General features: G+C 71.1%; 6 protein-coding genes. All 6 read left to right on the top strand.

Features of this window, described 5'->3' with window-relative positions:
* The coding region (locus GA0115259_RS18395) for a DnaJ C-terminal domain-containing protein (RefSeq protein ID WP_272921141.1) at positions 1–393 on the top strand (393 nt) is incomplete at its 5' end.
* Entirely contained in the window at positions 390–758 is a 369-nt protein-coding gene (locus GA0115259_RS18390; RefSeq protein ID WP_093598100.1) for a chaperone modulator CbpM, read from the top strand. The genes GA0115259_RS18395 and GA0115259_RS18390, both read left to right, overlap by 4 nt.
* Entirely contained in the window at positions 749–3,370 is a 2,622-nt protein-coding gene (clpB, locus tag GA0115259_RS18385) for an ATP-dependent chaperone ClpB (protein ID WP_093598097.1), read from the top strand. The genes GA0115259_RS18390 and clpB overlap by 10 nt, the downstream gene beginning before the upstream one ends.
* Positions 3,371–3,505: 135 nt before the next feature.
* Positions 3,506–4,123, top strand: a complete 618-nt coding sequence (locus GA0115259_RS18380) for a TetR/AcrR family transcriptional regulator (RefSeq protein ID WP_093598094.1) — start codon at positions 3,506–3,508, stop codon at positions 4,121–4,123.
* 264 nt (positions 4,124–4,387) lie between these two features.
* The gene (locus GA0115259_RS18375) at positions 4,388–4,924 is read left to right on the top strand and encodes a ParH-like protein (RefSeq protein ID WP_093598091.1); all 537 of its coding nucleotides are present in this window, start codon (positions 4,388–4,390) and stop codon (positions 4,922–4,924) included.
* The coding region (locus GA0115259_RS18370) for an MAB_1171c family putative transporter (protein ID WP_093598088.1) at positions 4,917–5,973 on the top strand (1,057 nt) is incomplete at its 3' end. The genes GA0115259_RS18375 and GA0115259_RS18370, both read left to right, overlap by 8 nt.

Genomic DNA, 5,973 nt, shown 5'->3' with positions numbered 1-5,973 from the left:
ATCCGGCTGGCCGGCGAGGGCGGCCGTGGCAGCCGTGACGCGCCCGCCGGTGATCTGTATCTGCGGGTGCGTATCAAACCTCATGACCGGTACCGGCTGGAGGGCCGTGACATCCATGTCCGGCTTCCCGTGGCGCCCTGGGAAGCGGCGCTCGGCGCCACCGTACCGCTGCCCACTCCGGGCGGCAGCGCCAAGGTCACCGTCCCGCCCGGCTCCTCCAGTGGCCGCCGGCTGCGGCTGCGCGGCGAGGGCATGCCAAATCCGCGCGGCACCGACGGCGATCTCTACGCCGAGCTCCGGGTGATGGTCCCGCCACGCCCGACCGACCGCGAACGCGCGCTGTTCGAGGAGCTGGCCGCCGCGTCCGACTTCGACCCGAGGAGGCCGCGATGACAACCGGCCGACAGTGGCAGCAGCAACGGCAACGGCCGGAGACACGGCGGATCCGGGTCTACGAGCTGGTGCCCGTCCGCCGGCTCGGCCTGGAGGAGGTGGCCCGTCGCTCGGGCCTCCATCCCGACCTGGTCCGGCGGCTGGTGACGCTCGGTCTGGTGGAGGCAACCCGCGATTCCGCCGGCCGGCTCCGGTTCGACCGCTCGGCCCCGCGCACGCTGGCCCGTGTCCAGCGGCTGCGGGCCGGGCTTCCGCTCAACTACGCCTCCATCGGTCTCGTACTCGATCTGCTGGACCGGATCAGCCAGTTGGAGGCGGCGCTGCGCCGTACCGGCGCGAGGAGTGACGACCTGCCATGGACATGAATCGGCTGACCCAGAAGTCCCAGGAAGCCCTGCAAGAGGCCCAGAGCGCGGCCGTGCGCCTCGGGCAGACCGAGGTCGACGGTGAGCATCTGCTGCTCGCACTGCTCGACCAGCGTGAAGGGCTCGTACCCCGGCTGCTCGGCCAGGCCGGTGTCGATCCGCCCTCCCTGCGCGAGGCCGTGGAGAGCGAGGTGTCGCGCAGGCCCAGGGCGACCGGGCCGGGTGCCGCGCCCGGCCAGGTGTTCGTCACCCAGCGGCTGTCGCGGCTGCTGGAGACCGCCGAGCAGGAGGCCAGGAGGCTCAAGGACGAGTATGTCTCCGTCGAGCATCTGATGATGGCGCTGGCCGACGAGGGCTCGGCCTCCGCCTCGGGACGTCTGCTCAAGGAGTACGGGCTCACCAAGGAGGCGTTCCTCGCCGCGCTCACCCGGATCCGCGGCAATCAGCGCGTCACCTCCGCGACTCCGGAGGCCGCGTACGAGGCGCTGGAGAAGTACGGCCGCGACCTCGTCGCCGAGGCGCGGACCGGCACTCTGGACCCGGTGATCGGCCGGGACGCCGAGATCCGGCGGGTGACCCAGATCCTCAGCCGCAAGACCAAGAACAATCCGGTCCTGATAGGCGATCCGGGCGTCGGCAAGACCGCGATCGTGGAGGGACTCGCCCAGCGGATCGTCCGCGGCGATGTGCCGGAGGGGCTGCGGGACCGTACGATTTTCGCGCTCGACATCGCCTCACTGGTGGCCGGTGCCAAGTACCGCGGCGAGTTCGAGGAGCGGCTCAAGGCGGTGCTCGGAGAGGTCAAGGCGGCCGGCGGCCGGATCCTGCTCTTCCTCGACGAGCTGCACACGGTGGTCGGCGCGGGCGGCGCCGAGGGCGCGGTGGACGCCGGGAACATGCTGAAGCCGATGCTCGCCCGGGGCGAGCTGCATATGATCGGCGCGACCACGCTGGACGAGTACCGCAAGCGCATCGAGTCGGACGCCGCGCTGGAGCGCCGCTTCCAGCAGGTCCTGGTGGACGAGCCGAGCGTGGAGGACACCGTCTCCATCCTGCGCGGACTGCGCGAGCGGCTGGAGGTCTTCCACGGTGTGAAGATCCAGGACACGGCGCTGGTCGCCGCGGCGGCGCTCAGCCATCGCTATATCTCCGACCGCTTCCTGCCCGACAAGGCGATCGACCTGGTGGACGAGGCTTGCGCGCGGATGCGTACCGAGATCGACTCGATGCCCGCGGAGCTGGACGAGCTGACGCGGCGGGTCACCCGGCTGGAGATCGAGGAGGCGGCGCTCGCCAAGGAGACCGATCCGGCCAGTGTGAACCGGCTGGAGGAGCTGCGCAGGGAGCTCGCCGATGTGCGGGCCGAGGCCGACGCCGAGCACGCCCAGTGGGAGTCCGAGCGCCAGGCCATCCGCCGGGTCCAGGAGCTGCGCCAGGAGATGGAACGGGTGCGTCAGGAGGCCGACGAGGCCGAGCGCGCCTACAACCTGAACCGCGCCGCCGAACTGCGCTACGGGACGCTCACCGAACTGGAACGCCGGTTCGCCGCCGAGGAGGAGCAACTGCGCGTCAAGCAGGGCGAGACCAGACTGCTGCGCGAGGTGGTCACCGAGGACGAGATCGCGGAGATCGTCGCCGCCTGGACCGGTATCCCGGTGAGCCGTCTCCAGGAGGGCGAGCGCGAGAAGCTGCTCCGGCTGGACGAGATCCTCCAGGAGCGCGTGATCGGCCAGGACGAGGCCGTACGGCTGGTCGCCGACGCGATCATCCGGGCCCGGTCCGGGATCCGTGATCCGCGCAGGCCGATCGGGTCGTTCATCTTCCTCGGCCCGACCGGTGTGGGCAAGACCGAGCTGGCGAAGACGCTCGCGGCGGCGCTCTTCGACACGGAGGAGAGCATGGTCCGCCTCGACATGAGCGAGTACCAGGAGCGGCACACGGTGAGCCGGCTGGTCGGCGCGCCTCCCGGATACGTCGGATACGAGGAGGGCGGCCAGCTCACCGAGGCGGTGCGCCGCAGGCCCTACTCTGTGGTGCTGTTCGACGAGGTGGAGAAGGCGCACGCCGATGTCTTCAACACGCTGCTCCAGATCCTCGACGACGGCCGGATCACCGATGCCCAGGGCCGTACCGTCGACTTCCGCAACACCGTCGTCATCATGACCTCCAACATCGGCTCCACCTATCTGCTGGACGCGAGTGTGAACGGCGAGATCAAGCCCGACGCGCGGGGACAGGTGATGGCCGAACTGCGGTCGCACTTCCGGCCGGAGTTCCTCAACCGCGTGGACGACATCGTGCTCTTCAAGCCGCTGGGCCTGGCCCAGATCGAGCGGATCGTGGACCTCCAGTTCGACGAGCTGCGCCGGCGTCTCGCGGAGCGCAGGATCACCGTGGAGCTCACCGGGCCGGCCCGTGAACTCATCGCCCACCAGGGCTTCGACCCGGTGTACGGAGCCCGGCCGCTGCGCCGCTACATCTCGCACGAGGTGGAGACGCTGATCGGACGCGCGCTGCTGCGCGGTGACGCGCAGGACGGCTCGGTCATCAGGGTGGACGCCCAGAACGGCGAACTGGTCGTGACGTACCCCGAGCTGCCCGAGGGACGTTGACTGTCCCGAGGGACGTTGACTGTACGGACAGCCAGTGTATTTTTGACGTGTACACAGTTCGAGTGCGCGCCGGTCGCGGCACCGAAGCAGGGCGGGGGGACCGTGTCGCCGCGATCGGCGCATACGAACGAGGAAATGCGTGAGCAGTCGCGGGAGAAGATCCTCGCCGCCGCGCTGACGGAGTTCGCCGAGAAGGGCTACCACGAGGCGAGCATCTCCGACATCACGGCCCGCGCCGGTGTCTCGCGCGGTCTGATCAGCTACTACTTCCCGGGCAAGCAGGCGCTCGTGGACGAACTCCTCGACCGCTATCTCGACGGCGTCGTCGAGATCACCGAGGTGACCGGCAGCCCCGACGAGCGGCTGGCCGCGATCCTGGACGGCGTCCTGCTCGCCGCCGTACGGACCATTCCCGTACAGCGCATGGCGCTCAGTCTGGTCGTCGGCCCGGCAACACACGGCCTGTTCGCCCAGGTCGAGGCCCGCAAGGAGGAGCGGATCGTGCAGCTGGAGGACCGGCTGCGCGAGCTGTTCGCCGCACGTGGCGCGGCCGATCCGGCGCTGGAAGAGGTCTTCTTCCGCAGTGTGCTGGAAGGCGTGATCTTCAAGACCGCCGTCTACGCGGGCCAGTACCCCATGGAGCGTGTACGGAGCCGGCTGTACGAGCTGTACGGCCTGCCCGCGCCACAGAACCCGCTGATCCTGCCCGACCCGCCGCCCGTGGGCCGGATGCGCGCCGCTCCCGCCGGCTGACCCGTGGCACGCCCGTCCCGGTCATCCGCTTCGCCCGCTACGCAAGGAGATGAGCCGAATGGACGCCCAAGCAGCGCCGGCCCGGGCCGCCCGTGGGACACGGCCGTCCGCCAGGGCCCGCCGGTACGACAAAGACGGTGCCGACAGTGCCGAGGGACCTGCGAGAGGTACGACGGGAAAGCGCGGCCGATTACGGGTGGCGCGGCGCGGCCGTCCGGTGCCCGCTCGTCACAGCCGACGCGTGGGTGCCGAGAGGAGGCACGCGTGAACCGGGGCCGCGCCGAGCGGCGCATCTGGCAGCGGACCCGTCGTATCGCCGCGTCACTGACGCTGCCACGGCCGTTCACACCGGAGGCGTTCATCGCCGTCCTCGCGGAGCAGCGCGGACGGCCCATCGAGATCCTGCCCGTCGCCATGGGACATTCGCTGCCCTGCGGGCTGCTCGTGACCACCGACCGCGCGGACTACATTCTCTGCGCCGAAGGCACCACGGCCTTCCACCGGCGGCACATCCTGCTGCACGAGGCCGCTCATCTGCTGTGCGGTCATGACCAGGCGCCGGCGGCCGACTCGTCGGCGGCACGTCTGCTGATGCCGGGCCTCTCGCCCGCGCTGATCCGCCGGGTCCTCGGCCGGACCGTCTACACCGAACCACAGGAGTGCGAGGCCGAGTTGCTCGCCTCGCTGATCCTGCACCGGGTGGCGCGGGACGAGGCCAGGCCCGCGCGGCCGGCCCAGGGCCATGGCGAGGCGGGCTGGCTGGTGGGCGCCGTGGACGGCGAGGGATCCGGCCGTGGATGAGGTGCTGGCGTACTGCCCGGCCGGTCTCGCCATCGCCGTCGGCTGGTACGAACTGCGGCTGGCGCGGCGCGGCGGATCGTCCTCGGCGGTGCGGCTGCTGTGCTGGTTCGGACTGACCATGGGCGCGGCGATGGTGCTGCTCGCCCCGGCCACGGTGGCCGCGGCCCAGCTCGTACTACCGGGAGCCGCGCCGGGATTCCATCTCGTCGGACGTGAGCTGGAGATGGCCGCGATGGCCTTTCTGCCTCAGGCCGCGCTACGACTGACTCCTCGGTCACCGGCGCGGCCTCGGCCTCCGGCGCGCATGGCCGGGCGCCGGCATCTGGGCGCGACCGCCGTCGTCCTCGCCGTATGCCCGGTGCTCTTCCTCGTCGCACGACCCGAGGTCGTCGGAGGTACGGTCACCACGGACGCGTCCGGGTGGCCCTGGTTCGCCGCGTTCGACTCGGTCTTCACGCTGTACACGCTCTTCTGCCTCGGCCTGTTCACCGTGCCGGTGGTCCTGCACGCGCGAGGTCTGCCGCCCGGGCCGCTGCGCACCGGACTCCGGCTGATCTGCGCCGGCGCCGTGGTCGGTCTGGCGTGGGGGCTGTGGGGCCTGGCGGCCGTCGTCAACATGGTCAGGACACACCGTCAGGGCGTCGGCCTGGATCCCGTGGCGGTGGCGCTCGGGACGGGCTGTCTCGTACTCGCGGCCCTGGGCGTGACCGCTGCCCGCTGGGGTCCCGCACTCGCCGCTCCGGCCGGCTGGCTGCGCCCTTACCGCGATCTGCGCGCCTTGGAGCCGCTGTGGTCGGCCCTGCACGCCGTGGTTCCCGGCACGGCCCTGGGCGTCTCCTGGCGATGGGCGGGCCGAGTCGACCCGCGCGCGGCCGAATTCGCCCTCTACCGGCGGGTGGTGGAGATCAGGGACGGCTATCTCGCGCTGCGTCCCTATCTCGATCCGCGGATCGAGCTGTGGGTGGAGGGCGCCCTCATCCGTTTCCCGGTGCCTCCCGCGGGTGTCGCCGCCACGGTCGAGGCGGCCACCATCGCGGCGGCGCTGGAAT

Origin of the sequence: Streptomyces sp. MnatMP-M17, assembly GCF_900091995.1 — a bacterium.
In the GTDB taxonomy this organism is placed as follows: domain Bacteria; phylum Actinomycetota; class Actinomycetes; order Streptomycetales; family Streptomycetaceae; genus Streptomyces.
This window is presented reverse-complemented; position numbering and strand designations above follow the sequence as displayed.

Bases quoted from the DNA above. Each gene is read 5' to 3' on its own strand.
- GA0115259_RS18390 (WP_093598100.1), top strand. From the start codon at position 390: ATGACAACCGGCCGACAGTGGCAGCAGCAACGGCAACGGCCGGAGACA.
- clpB (WP_093598097.1), top strand. From the start codon at position 749: ATGGACATGAATCGGCTGACCCAGAAGTCCCAGGAAGCCCTGCAAGAG.
- GA0115259_RS18380 (WP_093598094.1), top strand. From the start codon at position 3,506: ATGCGTGAGCAGTCGCGGGAGAAGATCCTCGCCGCCGCGCTGACGGAG.